This window comes from Pantoea sp. EKM101V (genome assembly GCF_011800325.1).
In the GTDB taxonomy this organism is placed as follows: domain Bacteria; phylum Pseudomonadota; class Gammaproteobacteria; order Enterobacterales; family Enterobacteriaceae; genus Pantoea; species Pantoea anthophila.
The window spans coordinates 130200-149224 of the sequence record NZ_JAALFP010000009.1; the positions used below are offsets into that span (position 1 = coordinate 130200).

Annotated in this window: 13 protein-coding genes; 7 read left to right on the forward strand and 6 right to left on the reverse strand. The window is 60.4% G+C overall.

Translation table 11 applies throughout. The features are described from left to right. Positions 1-215 precede the first annotated feature (215 nt). Complete coding sequence (locus HFD92_RS15275) at positions 216-1280, forward strand: LacI family DNA-binding transcriptional regulator (protein ID WP_058958356.1); 1065 nt, start codon at positions 216-218, stop codon at positions 1278-1280. Here HFD92_RS15275 and HFD92_RS15280 read toward each other — a convergent pair. Together HFD92_RS15280 and HFD92_RS15285 are read right to left on the reverse strand one after the other, a co-directional pair. Next, positions 1271-4126 carry a bifunctional diguanylate cyclase/phosphodiesterase gene (locus HFD92_RS15280; protein WP_111208157.1) on the reverse strand — a complete coding sequence of 952 codons (2856 nt, stop codon included), beginning with the start codon at positions 4124-4126 and terminating at the stop codon, positions 1271-1273. The genes HFD92_RS15275 and HFD92_RS15280 overlap by 10 nt on opposite strands. Before the next feature lie 280 nt (positions 4127-4406). Beyond that, entirely contained in the window at positions 4407-5006 is a 600-nt protein-coding gene (locus tag HFD92_RS15285) for a cupin domain-containing protein (RefSeq protein WP_009087226.1), read from the reverse strand. A gap of 311 nt (positions 5007-5317) precedes the next feature. Here HFD92_RS15285 and HFD92_RS15290 point away from each other — a divergent pair, with 311 nt between their 5' ends. Next, positions 5318-5800 carry a YlaC family protein gene (locus HFD92_RS15290; protein WP_009087228.1) on the forward strand — a complete coding sequence of 161 codons (483 nt, stop codon included), beginning with the start codon at positions 5318-5320 and terminating at the stop codon, positions 5798-5800. On the opposite strand, the gene HFD92_RS15295 is transcribed toward HFD92_RS15290, so the two are convergent. The 3 genes from HFD92_RS15295 to HFD92_RS15305 all read right to left on the reverse strand — a co-directional run bounded on the left by HFD92_RS15295 (position 5797) and on the right by HFD92_RS15305 (position 11703). Beyond that, a complete protein-coding gene (locus HFD92_RS15295; protein ID WP_009087230.1) occupies positions 5797-7200 on the reverse strand; it encodes a PLP-dependent aminotransferase family protein in 1404 nt (467 codons plus the stop codon). The two genes, HFD92_RS15290 and HFD92_RS15295, sit on opposite strands and share 4 nt — an antisense overlap. A 134-nt stretch (positions 7201-7334) precedes the next feature. Beyond that, positions 7335-9479: a bifunctional diguanylate cyclase/phosphodiesterase gene (locus HFD92_RS15300; RefSeq protein WP_167429203.1), complete on the reverse strand. Its 2145-nt coding sequence runs from the start codon at positions 9477-9479 to the stop codon at positions 7335-7337. Between the two features lie 139 nt (positions 9480-9618). Continuing rightward, positions 9619-11703, reverse strand: coding sequence for a bifunctional diguanylate cyclase/phosphodiesterase (locus HFD92_RS15305; protein WP_167429204.1), 2085 nt, complete (start codon positions 11701-11703; stop codon positions 9619-9621). Positions 11704-12247: 544 nt separating this feature from the next. On the opposite strand from HFD92_RS15305, the gene HFD92_RS15310 reads away from it, so the two are divergent. From HFD92_RS15310 to HFD92_RS15330, 5 genes are read left to right on the forward strand one after another with little or no spacing between them, the layout of a single operon-like run. Continuing rightward, entirely contained in the window at positions 12248-12817 is a 570-nt protein-coding gene (locus HFD92_RS15310; protein WP_167429205.1) for a spore coat protein U domain-containing protein, read from the forward strand. A 46-nt stretch (positions 12818-12863) separates the two neighbouring features. Next, on the forward strand, positions 12864-13355 hold the full coding sequence (locus HFD92_RS15315; RefSeq protein WP_009087239.1) for a spore coat U domain-containing protein: 492 nt from the start codon (positions 12864-12866) through the stop codon (positions 13353-13355). A 25-nt stretch (positions 13356-13380) separates the two neighbouring features. Continuing rightward, complete coding sequence (locus HFD92_RS15320) at positions 13381-14076, forward strand: molecular chaperone (RefSeq protein WP_167429206.1); 696 nt, start codon at positions 13381-13383, stop codon at positions 14074-14076. 7 nt (positions 14077-14083) lie between these two features. Beyond that, positions 14084-16531, forward strand: a complete 2448-nt coding sequence (locus HFD92_RS15325) for a fimbria/pilus outer membrane usher protein (RefSeq protein ID WP_167429207.1) — start codon at positions 14084-14086, stop codon at positions 16529-16531. Beyond that, a complete protein-coding gene (locus HFD92_RS15330) occupies positions 16528-17517 on the forward strand; it encodes a spore coat U domain-containing protein (RefSeq protein ID WP_185155359.1) in 990 nt (329 codons plus the stop codon). The genes HFD92_RS15325 and HFD92_RS15330 overlap by 4 nt, the downstream gene beginning before the upstream one ends. Here HFD92_RS15330 and HFD92_RS15335 read toward each other — a convergent pair. Next, positions 17514-18836, reverse strand: a complete 1323-nt coding sequence (locus HFD92_RS15335; RefSeq protein WP_046102555.1) for an MFS transporter — start codon at positions 18834-18836, stop codon at positions 17514-17516. The genes HFD92_RS15330 and HFD92_RS15335 overlap by 4 nt on opposite strands. Positions 18837-19025 lie beyond the last annotated feature (189 nt).

The following is a 19025-nucleotide window of genomic DNA, read 5'->3' on the forward strand; positions in this document are numbered from 1 at the left end:
TCCTGATTTCCATTGATAAATCACACCGCCTGCTGGCGTACCGCGTGTCCTTTTAGCGAACTTAGAAAAGTGCGAAACGTGGGTACAGCCTCTTTTTTGCAACTCTTTTCATGGTAGGCTGATTACCGGCAGGAAATGACACTGAAACGCCCATCTGACGCGATTCAGCAGGTTATGAAAAATTTTTCACTGGCAGATTTGAAGGCGATCACAGAATGAAACAAAGGCTGAAAGTAAGCGAAATTGCGGCGCTGAGCGGCGTTTCGATCAGCACGGTGTCACGGGTACTGGCGGGCAAAGCCAACACCCGCCCCGCCACCCGCGACAAGGTGCTGGCCGTGGCGCAGCAGCAGGGTGTGCTGGATAACCTGCACAGCGGTCGCCTGCTGCTGAATAATCTGATGGTCTTCGCGCCGCCGCGTGCCTTCGACGTGCGCAGTGACATCTTCTACTACAAAGTGATTCAGGGGATCAGTCAGGCAGTGGAGCCGCACGAGGTGCGGCTGCGCTACTCTCCGCTGGAAGAGGTGGAGAGTGACGCGGCGCTGTTTATCGACAAGATGCAGCAGACCGAAGCGGCAATCCTGATCGGCATTGATGATGAGCACATTCATCAACTGGCGGCGGAGATGAACAAACCCTGCGTGCTGATTAACGCCCGCGATCGCCGTATGCGGCTGCCTTCGGTTTCGCCGGATCATCAGCTGATTGGGGAGTTTTCAGCCCGCTACCTGTTTGAGCAGGGGCACCGGCAGATCCTGTCGCTGCACTGCCTGCGCCGCTACACCATGGAGCAGCGGCTGCAGGGGGTGCGTGACGCCTGGCATGCGATGAATCTGCGCTTCGACAGCCGTCAGCATCTGCTGACGCTGAACAGCTTCAGCAGCAATGAAGCGGCGGAACGGCTCGGTGAATATCTGCGCCACTGCCCGGACGTGCTGCGCCCGACCGCCATTCTGGCCAGCGGTGATTACATTGCCGCAGGTGCGGTCAGCGCGCTGGAGCAGGCGGGCCTGCGGGTGCCGCAGGATATTTCGGTCATGAGCATGGATGGCTTTAACCTGGCCGCCATCCACGATATTCCCCTGACCTCAGTGCAGGTGCCGCGTGATGAGCTGGGGGCCGCCGCCGTGAAAGTGCTGCAGGAGATGCGACTCAATCCTGCCACCCCGGCCGGCACCCTGCTGCTGAATGGCCGGCTGGTGGTGCGCGAATCGGTGCGCCGCATCCGCGATAACCTCAGCCATGCGCCGGTTCAGCAGCATGGCCTTTACGACTGACCCAGCGTTTTCAGCCGCAGTTCCGACGGCTGAGGACGCCCGAACAGGAAGCCCTGGAACAGCGTACAGCCCTCATCGCGCAGCTTCATAAACTGCTCATCGCTCTCCACCCCCTCGGCGGTGATCTGGATATCCAGACTGCGACTCATGCCGGTAATGGCCCGGATAATCGCCAGCGCCTCACGGCTGTCCCCCATGTCGTTAATAAAGGATTTGTCGATTTTGATTTTGTCGAACGGGAAAGATCGCAGATAGCTCAGCGACGAATAGCCGGTACCAAAATCATCCAGCGCAATCTGCACGCCCAGCGCCTTGAGATTCTGCAGGGTACGGATATTCCCCAGCGAATCATCCAGCAGCACCGATTCGGTGATCTCCACCTCCAGCCGCGCCGGATCCAGCCCGGACTCCTGCAGTGCGCCCTCCACCACCGGCACCAGCGAGCTGTTTTTAAACTGCAGCGGTGAGAGGTTAACCGACACCGACTGGTTGCCTTCCCAGCTCGCCGCTTCGCGACAGGCTTCATAGAGCGCAAACGCGCCCAGCATATGAATCAGGCCGGTCTCTTCCGCAATCGGAATGAAGTCGTTGGGCATGATCAGGCCACGAATCGGATGATGCCAGCGCATCAGCGCTTCATAGCCAATAATGGTGTGGTGGTCGCCATTGGTGATGGGCTGGTAGTAGAGCCGCAGATGCCCGCCGCTGATCGCATCGCGCAGGTCATTTTCAATCAGGCGGCGGCTGCGTGCCACGTCGTCCATCTCCAGCGTGAAGTGCTCAAAGCGGTTACGGCCGTTGCGTTTGGCCTCATACAGCGCCATGTCGGCACAGCGCAGCAGCTGTTCCGGCGTGTTGGTGATGGTAGTGCTGAGCGCAATACCGACGCTGAGCCCGACCGAGAGGTTATGACCTTCGATGTTGACCGGCGGACGAATGGCCTCGATCAGCCGCTGCGCGACCACGCTCGCCTCGTCACCGCTGGCAACCGACGGCAGCACGATGGCGAACTCATCGCCGCCGATACGCGCCAGGGTATCCTGATCGCGCAGCACGTTGCGCAGCCGCTTCGCCACACTGCGCAGCAGCTCATCGCCAATCTGGTGGCCCAGCGCATCGTTCACATTCTTGAAATTATCCAGATCCAGGCAGAGCGCGGCGGTCTGACGCGGCGTCTGACCCGCGTTGCGCAGCGCTTCACTCAGGCGCTGGCGGAACAGGAGACGGTTCGGCAGGCTGGTGAGGTTGTCATGGTGCGCCATGTGGTGAATACGGGCATCTGCGGCGCGCTGGTCGGTCACATCTTCCACCAGCAGCATCAGATAGTTTCGCCGTGCATCCTGACCATTAATCGCGGTGGCGCGGGTGTGCAGAATGCGCTCACCGCTGGCGGTCATCAGCAGCTGTTCACGCTCATGCATCCCCTCGCTGCGCAGCGCCACATCCGCCAGATTGTTGAAATAGTCGCTTAACTCAGGCGACATGCACTCGTGCGGCCGTTTGTTGACGATCAGCGATTTCGACAGGCCAAACAGCTGCTGGGTACGGTCATTGACCAGCAGAATCTCACGGGTAATGGCATCTTCGACAATCACGCAGGAGGGGATGTTGGCGATGATGTTATCGAGAAAACGGGAGAGCGCCGTTTTCTGGGTACTCTGGGCTTCCGCCAGATCACGGGCGCGCAGCACCTGCTGCTCCTGCTCACGGCGTTCCGTCCGGTCGCGGGTGATCTTGGCGAAGCCGATCAGCTTGCCGTCATCGTCGTGGATCGCGTCGATCACCACATGCGCCCAGAAGGCGCTGCCATCTTTGCGGTAGCGCCACCCCTCATCTTCGAAGCGACCGGTCTTCAGCGCAATGCCGAGGTTGGCTTCCGGCGTTCTGTTCAGCCGTTCCTGAGCGCTGTAAAACAGCGAGAAGTGCTGACCCACGACCTCTTCCGCCCGGTAACCTTTGGCGCGCTCGGCACCGGCGTTCCAGTTCACCACCACGCCGTCGATATCCAGCATATAGATGGCGTAATCCGTGACGCCCTCCACCAGCAGCCGGAAGCGTCGCTCCTGCTCGCGCTGCTCATTGCGTACGCGCTGCTGTTCGGTACAGTCGCGAGTGATCTTGGCGTAACCCAGCAGCTTACCCTGATCGTCACGGATCGTATCGATCACCACATGCGCCCAAAAGGCGCTGCCATCTTTGCGGTAGCGCCAGCCCTCATCTTCAAACCGGCCGGTGCGATAGGCGATCTGCAGGTTCTGGCTGGGAACGTGATTCAGACGATCCTGCGCGCTGTAAAAGCGGGAAAAATGCTGGCCGACAATCTCTTCGGCTACATAGCCTTTGGCGCGCTGGGCGCCGGCGTTCCAGTTCACGACGTTGCCGTCGATATCCAGCATATAGATGGCGTAATCGGTGACGCCCTCTACCAGCAGACGGAAGCGCGCCTCCTGTTCCCGCTCTTTGCGCTGCTGCTCCTGCTGCCGGGTACAGTCGCGGCAGACCACAGCGAAGCCCACCAGCTGCGCCACATCATTGCGGATAGGATAGATCACCACATGCGCCCAGAAGGTGCTGCCATCTTTACGGCAGCGCCAGCCTTCGTAATCATAACGTCCCACGGTGGCGGCAATATCGAGTTCCCGCTGCGGCAGACCGCGACGACGATCCTCTTCGTTGTAAAACACGGCGGCATGCTGGCCAATAATTTCTTCTGGCCTGTAACCCAGAACGTTCAGCCCGCCTTCATTCCAGCTGGCGACGGTTCCGTCCGGTTTGAGCATGGCGATCGCGTAGTCGATCACGCTTTGTACCAGCATGCGATAGATGACATCAGAGTTATTATCCATTGTTATTTGCCTGCTGCTCGGTAGCCTGGTCATGGCTTAGGAATGTTCTTAATACATCTGCGGAGACTACAGCGGAAATGGGCTGTGAAGACAAGTGTATTAAGAAGAATAACTAATCTTAACAGGGGAGTTATCGGCAGCGGTGAGCAAATGTTCAATGGTGTCGCGATCGGGGCGAGCGCGCGTGGCTAAGGCGCAGAGCGGGGTTGCGGGAAGAGGGGTAAAAGCGCGAGACGGGCTCGCGCGTCGTTATTCAGCAGCGTGTCTGAAGCAACTTCCCTTATGGCTGCGGCTGCATGGCGGCAATCGGCTGCCAGATTTCTGTCAGTGCCCCCTCTTTTCCGGTAAAGGGATCCTGGGTCGGCAGAGGCACTTTTTTCACCTGCTCCTGCGCCATTTTCAGTTTCGCTGGCTCATCGCGCAGTGTCTCGGGCGACATGCCGCGTGGATAGGCACCGACCACCATAAAGTCTTCACTGGCGCTGACCTGCCGGTGGCCGACGCCTGCCGGGATCAGCACCGCATCGCCGGCGCGCAGCGTCACCATCCGGCCGCTGTCACCGCCAAACAGCACTTCCGCCCAGCCTTCAGCCACACCCAGCAGCTCATGGGTGTTGGGGTGGTAGTGGGTGTAAGGGAAAATCGGATAGCGCCAGGCGGGTGGCCAGCCGTTTTCTTCGAAGGTTTTCTCAAACCATGCGGCGATCTCCTCCTCTTCCGGCACCACGCGTGGCCAGATAATCAGAGGTAACGGGTTATTCGGCACGCCGCCCGACGGAATGGCGAGCATCAGGTGCTGAGGATTGTCAGACGCCCCGGCCGAAAAGGTGCCGGCGGCAAAAGACATCATCAATAACAGACTGGAGGATGGGGTACGCATGCAGGTTCTCCGCTTTTTTTATCAGTGTGGCAAACCTGCGCCACAATGCAATGTGCGCCAGGCGACAGAATTGAGATAATTGACTGATATTGCTGACTAAAGCCAAATGCGGCGTTAACTACAGGGTGTTACCCGCCCTGCACCACCACGGGAAGCGGTTCTGACTGCGGTAAAATGTTGCAAAATGTCAGGCCGCCCGGAGCAGGACGCCGGTCACGGTTCAACTGTTATATAAAAATCGCACAGATCTGTTTCTGATATCCTTGACTGTTATCTGTTCTAATCGCTAGCAGATCACAGAGAGGTAACCAATGGACGCTATTAAACAAATCCTGATTGACGAGATTGCCACGCTTAACCGCGAAGAACGTCGCGACAATTTGCCGCGCTTCAGCCTCTCGTTTCTGAAAAACCATCCCGGCCTCTGGGCGGTGATGTACCTGTGCTATGGCCTGTGCGTTGCGCTGATTTTCACTACCGAGATGCTTGGCTGGCCCGCCTTCTGGTTTGCGACCATCTTTGTCCTGGTGATGAGCCTGCTGATGCTGATGGACATCAACCCGAAATATCGCTTTGAGGATATCGACGCCCTCGATCTGCGCGTCTGCTACAACGGCGAGTGGTATTACGTTCAGCCGGTGCGCGAGCAGGCCGTGTCACGGATTCTGTCGCTGCCCGAGACGCCGGAACGGGTGAAGAGCGGCATCCAGCGTCTGCTGTCGCAAAAAGGCGAAGTTGATTTTTATGATGTCTACTACCTGACCTGGGGCCATCAGGAAGCGGCGCGGGTTTAATCTGCCCCGCTTTCCGCCATTAACCGACCCAGCGTTTCGATTGCCGCCTCGGCCCGGCTGTCCCACGGCCAGGCGGTATTCAGCCTGAAGCAGTGACTGAACTGCTCGCCTGCCGAAAATAACTGTCCCGGTGCAATACTGATCCCCTGCGCCAGCGCGCGCTGATAAAGCCGGGTGGTATTGATCCGTTCCGGCAGCGTCACCCAGAGAAAATAACCGCCGAGCGCCTCGCTGAGCGTGGCCTGGGGTGGCAGCACCTTCAGGAGCGCCTGGCGCACCATCTGTTGCCGCTTCGCCAGGATCTGCCGCAGGCGCTTCAGGTGGGTGTCATAACGCCGTGTCGCCAGAAAATCCGCCAGCGCCAGCTGCATGGGCGCGCTGGTCGAGAGCGTGCTCATCAGTTGCAGCCGCTGAATACGCTGCGCATGCTGTCCCGCCGCCACCCAGCCAACGCGAAATCCCGCCACCAGCGATTTTGAAAATGACCCACAGTGCAGCACGTTGCCCTGACGATCCCAGGCTTTGGCCGGCAGCGGCGCGACATCGCCTGTCCAGAGTTCGGCATAGACATCATCTTCAATCATCGGCACCTGATAGCGCGCCAGCAGCGCCACCAGTTGCTGCTTGCGTTCCGGGGTCAGGGTGACGCTGAGCGGGTTCTGCAGGGTGGTCATCAGCCAGCAGGCTTTTACCGGCCAGCGCTGCAGCGCCTCCTCCAGCTGGACGAGATCGATGCCCTGTTTTGCATCCACCGGGATCGCCAGCGCTTTCAGCTTGAGCCGCTCAATCGCCTGCAGCGCGCCATAAAAACCGGGATGCTCAATCACCACGTAATCGCCCGGCTCGGTGAGGGATTGCAGGCTGAGGTTCAGCGCCTCCAGCGCCCCGCTGGTGATGACAATTTCATCCGGTGACAGCGTGATGCCCTGACGCGCATAGCGCTGCGCCAGCAGCTGTCGCAGCGTGGCGTTACCGGGCGGCAGGTTATGCAGCGCATCGGTTGGCGTGAGGTGATGGGAGACATTCGCCAGCGAGCGCATCAGCTGACGCTGCGGAAACAGCGCGGGGTCGGGAAAGGCGGAGCCAAACGGCACTATCGCCGGATCGCGCGTTGCCTGCAGCACATCAAACACAAAGTCGTTGATATCCACCTGCTCGCTGATCGCCACGCTCATGGGCGCGGGTGCCAGCGCGCGGGGCGCGACGTAGTATCCCGACTGGGGACGGGAGACGATCCAGCCCTGGCTCTCCAGCAGCTCATAGGCGTGCAGCACCGTCATCAGGCTGACGCCCTGCTGCGCCACCTGCTGGCGCAACGAGGGTAAGCGTGTGCCCGGCAGCCAGATGCCGGCCTCTATCTGCTGCTGAATCTCATCCATCAATCGCTGGTATTTCGCCACGGCTCATCTCTCCTTGTCTGACCGCGTGACTTTACCACGCGCGGCGGCCAATGACAGGCGGCATGAACCGCTTAAACAGCCCCGTTGCACTGACGCAACGCGCACGGGACGCTTTTTCAGCCCCGACGCGCGCGTCAGACCGCTGCCACCTCGGGCGTCAGCGGCCGATCGCCATCCGCAATCAGGCCCGTGCTGGCCACCGTTTCTTCAGTTTCTGCCGCGACAAAGTCGGTCAGCTCCGGCACCCGCTCCGGCGGAACCGGCTTACCCAGCAGATAGCCCTGCAGCGTATTGCAGCCCAGGCTGGTCAGAAACGCCTGCTGTTCGGCAGTTTCTACCCCTTCAGCCACCACTTTGAGTTGCAGCGACTGCGCCAGCGCCACGATGGCCGACACGATGGTGGCATCCTCTTTCTGATGCTGCAGCTCGTTCACAAAGGCCCGGTCGATCTTCAGTTCGCTGGCCGGTAATCGCTTCAGATAGAGCAGGCTCGAGTAGCCGGTGCCGAAATCATCAATCGAGGCTTTCACGCCCAGCCGGGTCAGCTCGGTCAGGATACGCACGCTCTCATCGGGGTCGCGCATCGCGGTGGTTTCTGTCACCTCCAGGGTCAGCAGCTCGGCCGGAATCTGATGTTTTGCCAGCGCCTCAACCACCGTCTCCACCAGATTCGACTGCTCAAACTGCAACGCCGAGAGGTTAACCGCCACCGACCAGTGCGGGTGCCCCTGCAGATGCCACTGGCGCAGCTGGCGGCAGGCTTCCTGAATTACCCAGTTGCCGATATTAACAATCATCCCGGTCTTTTCCGCCATCGGCAGGAATTTGTCGGGCGACAGCAGGCCGTGCTGCGGATGCTGCCAGCGCAGCAGCGCCTCAAAACCGAGGATCGGACCACGCGGGGCGCAGAATTTTGGCTGGTAGAAGAGGCGCAGCTCATCATTATCCAGCGCCTGCCAGAGATCGTTATTCAGCTGTAGCTGACTCTGTGCCTGAATATTCATGGAGGGCTGAAAGAAGGTATAGCCGTTGCGGCCATTATTTTTGGTGTGGTACATCGCCGCATCCGCATTGAACATCAGCTCCCGCTCATCCACTCCGTCGCCGGGATAGACGGCAATTCCGAGACTCAGGGAAACCACCAGTTCATAGCGGGAGATATCAAACGGACGATCCACCGCTTTGACCAGCTTATCGGCGACGGCCGCGGCATCATTGGGATCGTCAATCTCCACCAGCAGCACGAACTCATCGCCGCCAAGCCGCGCCAGCGTGTAGTAGCCGGTCATCTGCTGACTCATTCTCTCGGTTACGCCAACCAGCAGACTGTCACCAATATGGTGACCAAAGGCGTCGTTAACCGCCTTGAAGCCATCCAGATCCATAAACATCAGGGCGAACTGCGTCTGTTCACGGTTCGCTTTGTTGATCGCCTGCTCCAGCCGATCTTCCAGCAGGATGCGGTTTGGCAGCCGCGTCAGGTTATCGTGCAGCGCCAGCTGGGCCAGCTCGCGATTCGCCTCCGCCAGAGAGCTGGCGAGAATCGAGGTGCGCGCCTGCATCCGCGCATCCAGCATAGAGACCAGCAGGGTAATCCCCAGGATAGAGAGGGTGACCACGGTGACCAGAATCGCCAGCCAGTTGCTGTTGACGCCCTGCCCCACCGAATGACTGTGCGCGGGAAACTCGGCGGCCATCATGCCGGTATAGTGCATGCCTGCAATGGCAAACCCCATCACCACTGCGGCGCCAATCCGCAGCAGCGTGACCCGGCTGGTCTGCCCTTCGCGCAGGTTAAAGGCGAGCCACAGCGCCGCGCCAGAGGCTGCCAGGGCGATGACTACCGACAGTCCCACCCAGCCCCACTGCCAGACGATACCGGGCGAGAACATCAGGGCCGCCATGCCGGTGTAGTGCATCGCCACCACGCCGCTGCCGAGGATCAGCGCGCCGCCCGCCAGCCGCGGCCAGGGCAGATCGCTATGGCAGACCAGCCACAGCGCAAATATCGACGCACACACCGCGATGGCGGCAGAGAGCGCGGTCAGTGAGGCGTTGTAGCTCATCACCATATCCATGTTCATCGACAGCATGCCGATAAAGTGCATCGCCCAGATGCCGATCCCCATGGAAAAACCGCCGCCGAACAGCCAGACCAGCGCGACTTTGCCGGTCGAATGCACCACCCGCCCTGCCATATCCAGCGCGGTAAACGAAGCCAGCATCGCGACCAGAATCGAGACGATAACAATAAAAGAGTCGTATGAGGTCACTAACATAGTGCATTCCCGCGAAAAGCCGTGCTTGTGGTTAGACAGAGGAGAGTGTTCTTTTTGTTATCGGCACCGCCCGGCGGTTAATGAGCCGCGCAGGCTGCGTGCTTTCACTTACTCTGATTGCTGAAAACTATCATGACGTTCAGCCCGAGAGTGACGCCACCGGCTGCCGCCGTGAGGCGAAACGGAACGCGTCAACCCGATCCGCCGGGGTCGGTTTACCCAGCAGATACCCCTGCAGGGCATCAAAGCCTAAGCTGGTGAGTAAATGCTGCTGCTCTTCGGTTTCCACCCCTTCCGCCACCATCCGCAGGTTGAGACTCTGCGCCAGCGTCAGCATGGCGCTGACCACCGTTGCATCTTCACTGCCGGGCCGCAGGCAGTTGATAAAGCTGCGGTCGATTTTGAGTTCGCAGGCATCCAGATCTTTGAGATGCAGCAGGTTGGCATAGCCGATGCCAAAATTATCAATGGCGACGCTGATACCCGCCTGCTGCAGTTCGCGGATGCGCTGCTGGCTGAACAGCGGGTCACGCATGGCTATCGTTTCGGTGATCTCCAGCATCAGCGCGCTGGCTGGCAGCTGGAAGTGCGCCAGCGTCCGGGTCAGCGTGGTCAGCAGATCGCGCTGATGAAACTGCAGGGCGGAGAGGTTCACCGACACCGTCCAGTCACTGTGGCCCTGATTGTGCCAGCTTCTCAGCTGGCGGCAGGTCTCCTCGATCACCCAGTTGCCAAGCGCGACGATCTGGCCGGTCTTTTCGGCGCGCGGCAGAAACAGCTCCGGCGTCAGTAACCCGCGCAGCGGATGCTGCCAGCGCAGCAGCGCCTCGAACCCCAGTAACAGGGTGCCGCCGGAACTGAATTTGGGCTGATAGAACAGGCGCATCTGCTGACGCTCTATCGCCTCCCACAGATCGTTCGCCAGCTCCAGCTGATGCTGAGTCGCATCGCTCATCGCCGGTTCAAACAGGCACCAGCCATTGCGCCCGTTGTGTTTGGTGTGATACATCGCCGCATCCGCATTAAACAGCAGCTCATGCCGGTTTCGTCCGTGCAGCGGAAAGATTGCAATGCCGGCGCTGAGTGATACGTGCAGCACATAGCGGTCAAGTTCAAAGGGGGTGCTGATCACCTTAACCAGCTTTTGCGCCAGCTGACGAGCCGGCGTGATATCCAGCGCCTCTGCCATCAGCACAAACTCATCGCCGCCCAGACGCACCAGCAGCATCGTGGTCGTGAGCTGGCTGCGCAGCCGCTCCGCGACCGCGACCAGCAGGCGGTCACCGACGTGATGTCCCCAGGTGTCATTCACCGCTTTGAAGCCATCCAGATCCATATAGAACACGGCAAAGCGGCTCTCCTGCAGCATCGCCTGTTTAATCGCCAGATCGAGCTGCTGCTCCAGCATGAGCCGGTTCGGCAGCGCGGTCAGGTTGTCGTGCATCGCCAGCTGGCGCAGCTCCTGGTTGGCGCGATTGAGCCGCGCCGCCAGCCGTGCCGCGCGCAGCTGAGCGTCCAGCATGGAACTCAGCAGCGTGACGCTCAGAATAAGCAGGGTAATCAGCGTTACCCATACCGCCAGCCCCGGATTGCTGAGGCCATGCGGCTGCATGGTGCTGCTCGGGCTGAACCGTGCCGCGGCCATGCCCACGTAGTGCATACCGGCGATGGCGATCCCCATCACCAGGGAGGCCAGGCTGCGCATCAGCAGCAGATGCTGCTCCCCCTGGCGCAGATGAAACGCCAGCCACAACGCCAGCGCAGAGGCCACAAAGGCGATCAGCACAGAGAGGGCGACCAGCAGAGGATTCCAGTCTGGCCCCGGTTCAATCAGCAGCGCAGACATGCCGAGATAGTGCATGACCACTACCCCCGCGCCCAGGATCAGACTGCCGCGCAGCAGCCGGAAACGGGTGAGATGTACGCCTCCCACCGTCTGTCCGAAAGCCAGCATGGCGGCCAGAATCGCCACCAGCAGCGAGCCTGCCGTCAGCGGCACGTCATAGCGCATCGTCATCGGCATCATCATCGCCAGCATGCCGATAAAGTGCATGGCCCAGATGCCAATTCCCATGGCGGTGCCGCCGACCAGCAGCCAGAATCGGGCAGGCCAGCCCTGGGAGACCGCCACCCGTCCGGCGGTATCCAGGGCTGTAAAAGAGGCAATAAACGCCACGATCAGCGAAATGCCGATCAGGACGTTATCCCAGGTGATCTGCAGCATGTGCCACTCCTCACCACCCGTGCTGAACGGGTGCTGTGTAAAGTCTGATAAGTCATCTGAAAACCCCCGCGGGGGAAAAAGTTATTTAATGCCGGTATTTCGCCAGGGATTATTTCCGGCAAAACCCGCCCGCCAGCGCAGGAGAACGATGTGCAGCATCCTGTTCCCGCATCCGCTAAGCGAGCCGGTAAATCGTTATTATGTCTGATTGATACAGCAACATATTACCGAAGCGGAAAGCCTGCACGCGAGGAAAAAAACAGGGATTTCTGCTTTCCCGTTACGCTTACACGCCTTGCTATTACTGGGTTATCGGCTGAAGTGACTATTAGATTAGTGAAAAATAATCAGGAGCACTTCGCCAGACGCGTTAACTGTTCTATAGTAAGTAAAACTGATATAAATCAGCACCCTTAAGTCTGAGATTTTTCTTAAGACAGCCCCGTTGCGGGCACTGCTTCATTTATTTCTTATTTTTGGGCCGAATCGTTAATTAATACCAGGTGAAAAAGCACTGACTCCTGATAATCCGTAAGGAAATATTATGAAACTCAAGCTTTTTCTGTGTGCTGCTGCGGGATTAATGCTGTCACTTCCGACCTTAACCCAGGCGGCAACCACCTCCGGGACCATCAATGCCACCCTCACGCTGACCACCGGTTGCCTGGTCAACGGTCAGTCCGCCACGGCAGGCGTTAACTTCGGTACGCTGAACTTTGGTAGCAGCGCCGCCACCTTTGATACGCTGAACGCCACCCTGGTGGGCGCCGCCGGTAACGGCATCTACGTGCGCTGCACCACCGGTCAGGACTATAACGTGGTGGTGACCAGCAGCAACGCGGCGCCAGCAACCATCTATGGCACCGCCTCTGCGTCACCGCGCTATTTGCTGCTGGGATCGGACAATGCGCAGGGCATCGCCTATACCCTCTACAGCGATGCCTCCTTCACTACCGCGATCGCCAACAATACGCCGATTGCCGCCAGCGGCACCAACGATCCGACGCTGGGCACCAACTACGCCATCTATGGCCGGGTGGTCGGCGGCGGCTTTAACCCGCTGATTCCGGCCGGAACCTACACCGATACCATTAACGTCGCCGTGAATTATTAACTGCAGCCGCAGGTCAATGAGGGTGGTTCTCTGGCGATCCTGCCTGATGATCGCACGAGCTTTGCCTCTGCTGACAGGGAGCGTCAGCGCCTGGGGGCTGCCCACCAGCACCTTCCAGGTCTCCGCATCGATTGTGGCAGGCTGCGTGATATCGGGTACCAATACCGGCGTTTTCGGCACGCTCAATTTCGGCACGCAGTCTGGCGTGGCGACAGCGACCGTCAACGCCAGCTTTCTGCAGAGCACGACCATCAATCTCGCCTGCACACCCGGCACCACGCTGAGCATGAGCATCAATCAGGGCAATAACTACACCACCACCCGCAACCTGAAGCTGCCCAATTTCAGCAATACCGTTCCCTATACGCTCTTTAGCAATGCCAGCCGCACCACGGTGATCCCGGTCAACCAGGCCGTGCCGCTGAGCTACAGCAATGCCGGAAACATTACGCTGCCGATCTATGGCCAGCTGCAACTTCCCGGCACCGCGCGCGCCGGCGTTTATACCGACACGCTGACCGTCACCCTGAGCTGGTGAGGCGATAAAAAACAAGGATATGATTATGAAGTCACTGTGCGCTCTGCTGCTGCTGAGCCCCACCCTGCTCTCTCCGGCCTTCGCCGCTAACTCGGTGATGATCTGGCCCATCGATCCCGCCATTAATCCTGACGAGAAAGCCAGCGAACTCTGGCTGGAAAATCGCGGTAACAGCACCACGCTGATGCAGATCCGCGTCTTCAGCTGGCAGCAGGTCAGCGGCCAGGAGCAGTATCAGACCCAGCAGCAGGTGGTAGCCAGCCCGCCGATGGTGCGGATGGAGCCGGGCCAGAAGCAGCTGGTCAGGCTGATTAAACAGACGCCGCCTGCGGCCGGTAAGGAGCTGGCCTATCGGGTGGTGCTGGATGAGATCCCGGCGCCGCGCAATCCCGGTGAGAATCAGGCCGGGCTGACGTTTCAGATGCGCTATTCCGTGCCATTGTTTGTCTATGGCACCGGGCTGAACACCGACAGCGCCCGGCCGGAGTTGCGCTGGCAGCAGGTCAGCGACGGCGGCAAGCGCTGGCTTCAGCTGACTAACAGCGGCAGCGGCCACGCCCGGCTGAGCAATGTCACGATTGGCGGTCGCCAGCTGGGGGAAGGATTGTATGGCTATGTGCTGGCAGACAGCATGCATCGCTGGCCGCTCACCTCCCCGGTCAGCGGCGAGCTGAGTGCTGAGGTCAACAAGCGCCCGTGGCGCAGCGCGGCTCAGAAGTAAGTGCTGAATGAGACGCTACCCGCTTCATCCCTGTGCGCTGGCGGTTGCCAGCCTCTGCTACGCCTGCTCGCCGGATAGCGTGCTGGCGGAGACTTACTCCTCCCTGCCACCGCCGCCGAGCCTGCAGTCCCGCGACAGCGGGCAGCAATATATGCTGGAGCTGGTGGTGAATCAGCAGGCAGAGGGCAATATCGTACCGGCAGAGCAGCGCGACGGTCACTTCTGGCTGCGCAGCGGCGATCTGCAGCGTGCCGGTCTGCCGCGGGAAAAGCTGGGCCAGCAGCCGCAGGTCGATGTCAGCAGCCTGCCTCTGGTCAGGGTGGACTATGATGCTGCGCGGCAGCGGCTGCTGCTGACCGTGCCGCCAGAGTGGCTGCCCGGCCAGGTGATCGGCGAGGCGAAAAACGGGCCGCGCTATCCGGGACGGACCAGCAGCGGCGCGCTGCTTAACTACGATCTTTACGCCAGCCGCACCGACAACAGCGGCACCCGCCTCTCCGCCTGGAATGAGCTGCGGCTGTTCGGGGAGGCCGGGCACCTCTCCAGCAACGGCGTCTGGCAGCAGCAGCTGGAAGGCAGTTCCTCTTATCAGGATGATGGCTACATCCGCTACGACACCTGGTGGAGCAACGAAGATGAAAATGCGGCGGTGAGCTGGCGGGTCGGGGATCTGGTCAGCGACTCGCTCGCCTGGGGCAGCAGCGTGCGGCTCGGCGGCATCCGCATCGGTCGCGACTTCAGCATCCGGCCCGATCTGGTCACCTACCCGCTGCCTGCCTTTTCCGGCCAGGCCGCCGTCCCCTCCACCGTGGATCTGTTTATTAATGGCTATCGCTCCAGCCAGGCGAACGTGCAGCCTGGCCCCTGGTCGCTGACCAATGTCCCGTTCGTCAACGGCGCGGGTGATGCAGTGATCACCACCACCGATGCAACAGGCCGACGCGTCACCACGACCATGCCCTTTTACGTCTCCAGTAACCTGCTGAAAGCGGGACTGTCGGATTACGCCTTTTCCGCCGGGGCGATCCGCGAGAACTACGGCATTAAAAATTTCGATTACGGACAGGCCGCCGCCAGCGGCGCGTATCGTTATGGCATGACCGACTGGCTGACGCTGGAGAGCCAGGCCGAAGGCAGCGAAAACCTGGCAATGGGCGGGCTGGGCGGCCAGCTGCGCGTCGGCAGCTGGGGGGTGGTAAACGGCGCGGTGGCGCAGAGTCAGCTGGATGGCGAGCGCGGCGGGCAATACAGCTGGGGCTATCAGTACAACAACCGCTGGTTCAATTTCGGCACGCAGCAGACCCGGCGCAGCCGCGACTTTGGCAACCTGGCGCTGGTCGGCAGCCGTGCCGGAAGTCAGGCAGATAGCCGCTTCGCGCTGTCGCGCCGCAGTGCGCAGTACAGCGCCAGCGTCTCACTGAACCGTTTTGGCAGCGTCGGCGCCGCCTTTATCGATATTACCGGCGGTCAGGGCGACCGCACCCGCCTGTGGAATCTCTCCTGGAGTAAAAACCTGTGGGGCAACAGCAGCCTCTACGTCTCCGCCAGCCGCGATCAGCAGGAGAAGAGCTGGACCGGCGCGATCTCGCTGGTGATCCCCTTTGGTGAACAGGGCAGTGCCGCGATCAGCACCGAACGCGACCGGCGCGGCCGCAACAGCCAGCGCGTCTACGCCTCACGCGCCATGCCCAGCGACGGCGGATTCGCCTGGGATGCCTCCTGGGCGAATCAGAGCGGTGACAGCGGCGATTACCGTCAGGGCAGCCTGCGCTACCGCAACAACCAGGTTGACGCCTCGGGAGGCTTTTATGGCGACGACGACAACCTCACGCAGTGGGCCGATCTCTCCGGCGCGCTGGTGCTGATGGACAACAGCGTCTTTGCCGCCAACGCCATCAACGACGCCTTTGTGCTGGTGAAAACCCGCTACCCCGACGTCAACGTCCGCTACGAGAATCAGTCGATGGGACGAACCAACCAGCAGGGCTATCTGCTGGTGCCCACCATCAGCAGCTACTACCCGGCTAAATATGATATCGACACCCTGGATCTGCCCGCCGATATGACCACGCCACAGGTTGAGCAGCGCGTTGCCGTCCGGCGTCAGAGTGGCTATCTGCTCAACTTCCCGGTAGAGAAGCTGCGATCGGCCAGCGTGATTCTGATCGATGCGCAGGGCCAGCCACTGCCGGTCTCAAGCCAGGTCGTGCGGCCCGATCATCCTACAGAGTATGTGGGCTGGGATGGGATTGTCTGGATGGAGGCGCTGACGGTCAGCAATCCGATCGCGGTGGTCACGCCCGACGGCCGCCGCTGTGAAACCGAACTGCACATCGCCAGCGGTCAGCCGCAGGCGCTGAAAACCTATGGCCCGCTGACCTGTCCGCTGCCTGCACCGGCCACGGGCAGCGCCGCCACGCCCGCTGATACTTTCTCTTCCGGAGCGCGACCATGATAAAAATTCTGCTGAAATGGCTGATGCCTGCGGGCCTGCTGCTCTGTCTGCCGTCGCTGGGTTATGCTGCCTGTACCCTTCCCGCCTCCACCGCCAGCTTCGGCTCCCTCACGACATTTGTGGCGAATACCACCGTGAACGCCACCACCACCAACGCCAACGTCAACTGTGGCTCGGGCAGCGCGCTCTCGCTGCTGGGTAATAACCAGATTACGTTTCAGCTGACCGGCGCGACGAATGTCAGCGGCACGCGCGGCACCCTGAAACGCAGCGGTGACACCGGCAGCGATAATGTGCCGGTGCGGCTCTGCACCGACAGCGCCTGCGCCAGTGAACTGACGATTGGCGGCGCGGCCTACGTCTATGGGTCACAGACGCTGGTCAATCTGGCGGGGTTACTGGGCAGCCTCAACTTCGCTATCCCGGTTTACCTGCGCACCGTTCCCGGTCAGGTGGTGGCCGCCGGCACCTACCAGGTGACGCTGAACATGGCCGTGACGTATCGCGTCTGTACCAGTGTCAGCGTGGGAAACGTCTGCTTAAGCGAACAGAACGGCAGTGGCGTGATCCCGATAACCGTGACCGCTACGCTCACCAATGACTGCACCACCATTACCTCGCCCAACATCAGCTTCGGCAGCGCGCCGCTGGTCGGCAGCTTCTCTGCGGTGTCGCAGACCATCAATGTGCTGTGCAGCAAGGGCAGCACCTATACGGTCGGACTGAGTAACGGCAGCTATCCGGTGAGCAGCGTGAGGAATATGGCGAGCGGAACGAATCGTCTGAGCTATGAGATCTACAAAGGCACGACCAGCAATCGCTGGGGACCCTCAGGGACGGAGCGCTGGAGCAGCACGACCTCGACCGCAGTCTCTGCGGATGGACTGACGCGCGGCTTTAACTACACCGCGCGCATCCTGACGACGCAAGCCACGCCGCCCGCCGGAAACTACAGCGACAGCGTGGTGGTCGATTTAGCCTTTTAGAGCGAGGCGCTGACCGGCGTACCGCTGTGGCGCAGCTGATACTGCTTCACCATCCGGCCAATCAGCAGGGTGCCGATCAGCCCGCAGATGGCCGCAAAGGTCAGCCAGACGCCCGGCATCGCCTTGTCGCCGGTGGCGTGGATCAGGTAGCTGGAGATGGCAGGGGTAAAGCCGCCAAACAGCGCCGTCGCCAGGCTATACGCCATGGAGAAACCGGCCGCGCGCACCTCAGCAGGCATGATCTCTGCCAGATAGACCACCATCGCCCCGTTGTAGCTGGCATAGAGAAACGACAGCCACAGCTCGGCTTCCAGCAGATGGGCGAAGCTGGCTGAACCGACCAGCCAGTGCAGCACCGGCCAGGTGGTGACAATCATCAGCAGGGTACAGGCGATCAGCAGCGGACGACGCCCGATGCGGTCCGACAGCGCGCCCATCAGCGGCAGCCAGAAGAGATTGGAGACGCCGACGCAGAGCGTCACCATGAACGCCTGCTTATCACTCATCATCAGCACGGTTTTGCCAAAGGTCGGGGTAAAGGCGGTGATCATGTAGAACATCACCGTGGTAGTGACCACCATCAGCATCCCCGCCAGCACCAGCGCCCAGTTGCTGGCGACCGAGCGCATGATCTCCGTCATGCGCGGATGATGCTTGCGTTTGCTGAACGCTTCAGTCTCTTCCAGCGTGCGGCGGATATAAAACAGGAACGGCACAATCAGACAGCCCACTACAAACGGGATACGCCAGCCCCACTCCGTCACCGCCTCTTTCGCCAGCAGATGGTTCAGCATCAGACCCAGCAGGGCGGCGAAGATCACCGCAATCTGCTGACTGCCCGACTGCCAGCTGACGAAAAAGCCTTTGCGCCCTTTCGGCGCCACTTCGGCCAGGTAGACCGACACGCCCCCCAGCTCAACGCCCGCGGAGAAGCCCTGCAGCAGACGTCCCAGCAGGATCAGAATCGGCGCCGCAGCGCCCAGCGTGGCGTAACCCGGCACCAGCGCGATAGTCAGGGTGCCAATCGCCATCAGGCCCAGCGTCAGCAGCAGGCCTTTGCGGCGACCATGATGGTCGATGTACGCGCCCAGAATAATCGCCCCCAGCGGGCGCATCAGAAAGCCTGCGCCAAAGGTCATCAGGGTCAGCATCAGGGAAGCGAACGGGTCATCGCCGGGGAAGAAGGTTTTAGCAATGGCCGTGGCGTAGTAGCCAAAGACCATGAAATCGTACATCTCCAGGAAGTTACCACTGGTGACGTTGAAGATGGTTCGGGCGGCGCTTTTCGGGGGCTTTTGTAAAGACGGGGCGTGACTCATAACGGCTTCCTGTTGTTTTTTAGCCGTTTTAGCCTGCCTGCCGCGAGAATAATGTGACCTGGCTCACCATTGCACTTTACAATTCTATGTACATAAGTAACAACAAATTAACAATACAGGCCAGCCAGCATAAGTGATCGGTGTCACGGCGGATCAGCCAGATATCATCTGGTCAGCAGAGGGCCATAA